Annotated in this window: 1 protein-coding gene; it reads right to left on the reverse strand. The window is 60.0% G+C overall.

Annotation, left to right across the window (positions count from 1 at the left end):
- Positions 1–1,028: 1,028 nt before the first annotated feature.
- Positions 1,029–1,260: PfkB family carbohydrate kinase (locus F8N21_RS30260; RefSeq protein WP_224788291.1), on the reverse strand; the 232-nt coding region annotated here is incomplete at its 5' end.

The raw sequence follows: 1,260 nt of genomic DNA on the forward strand, positions 1-1,260 counted from the left end.
GGGTACTGGCGTTGACGATGCTCCTCGAACACCTGATCGACCCACTCGGCCGGGATGGCCTGCTCCAGCGCCAACTTGGCCATGACACTGGCCGGTGCCTTTTTTTCAAACCGCGCTAAGACTTCTTCCCACATCGTTTCGTCATCCTGGACCGTAGATGGGAGAGAGTTTAAACGAAGACCTTGAAAGGGCTGGCCCTTACGGCGTGACACTTTTCCAGACGCCGTGTAGGAGCTGCCGAAGGCTGCGATCTTTTGATCTTGGCGTTTGGACGGCGTACATATCCATTCCTGCGGTAACGGCCACTTAGGGTTCCGCCCTTATAACCAGCCCTTTCAAGGTCTTCGTTTAAACTCTCTCCCATCTACGGTCCAGGATGACGAAACGATGTGGGAAGAGAGTTTAAACGAAGACCTTGAAAGGGCTGGCTCTTACAGCGACTCCCTTTGGCAAACGCCGGAGTGCCGGCCCAGCCCAAAGGAAGCAAAGGTCTTGCCCCAAGCGTACGGCACCTCGCTAAGGCTCGGTGTTCCCTCGCTCCGGCATTCATCAGGGGGCATCGCCTCCGGTCGGCTTCGCTTCGACCTCCTCTCGATGTGTTCGACTTCGTCGAACGGCGCTGCGCGCCTGCCCCCTGATGAACGCCTCCACTCGGCCTCCCGAAGGGGCGGGTAAATCAAAAGCCAGATCAAAAGCACGCTGAGGCGGCCGACCGGCCGGCCTATTAGATTGGTTGGGTGTACGCCGATCTATGTGGGAACGGGCTTGTGCTAATGCCCGTCAGTCAAGCTTTGTACGCGGTCCGTAGCAGCTGCCGAAGGCTGCGTTCGGCTGCGAAGCGGTCGTAGATCAGGCGCTGCGGTATTCCAGACAAACCGTGCAAGCAGGTTTTGCGACTGCTTCGCAGCCGAACGCAGCCTTCGGCAGCTGCTACGGGGGCAGTGCTGAACCTGCAACTCCTTGACTGACTGACATTGGGGCTTGCCCGCGAAGCCGAAAAAGCAGGCCACACATGTCCTGGCCTGATCTCAATCCAGCTGATGCCGATAAGGCAAGTCCGGCCCGGTCTTGCCGCAGGTCAGGGCGGCGGCGCTGACGGCGAAGCTGAGCATGCCGTCGATCTGTTCGCGACTCAAGCGCTGCAAGCCCTCCACCGAATCCAGCTGCTGTTCGGTCAGCCAGGCGATCAATGCCGCCTGGAAGGTGTCGCCGGCGCCCACGGTATCGGCCATCACCACGGCACGGGCCGGCACCGACCAG

The organism is Pseudomonas fluorescens, assembly GCF_902497895.1.
Classification (GTDB): Bacteria; Pseudomonadota; Gammaproteobacteria; order Pseudomonadales; family Pseudomonadaceae; genus Aquipseudomonas; species Aquipseudomonas fluorescens_BP.